At 52.7% G+C, this 283-nt stretch carries 1 protein-coding gene; it reads left to right on the plus strand.

The annotated features are described in order from the left end of the window. Nucleotides 1–283 (plus strand): putative zinc-binding metallopeptidase (locus tag Q4563_RS19320; RefSeq protein ID WP_303605667.1); only part of this gene is annotated, 283 nt, incomplete at both ends.

Genomic DNA, 283 nt, shown 5'->3' on the forward strand with positions numbered 1-283 from the left:
CCACTGGCCATGCCGAAGGGCTGGTGACGATCAATATCAACGAAGCGGATAATGTCGAGCGGGAACAGATGAGGGAAGATATGGATGAGTCCTATCGCACCCTGATCGGTCATTTTCGTCACGAAATTGGCCAGTATTATTGGGAGCTGCTGGTGCAGCCAGATGATGAGGTATTGGCTCGTTTTCGCAGCTGTTTTGGCGATGAACGGGCGAACTACGGTGAGTCCATGGCGCGTTATTACCAGGAAGGTGCTCCGGCTTCATGGCGACAGCAGTTTATCAG

It is taken from the genome of Gilvimarinus sp. 1_MG-2023, assembly GCF_030548285.1.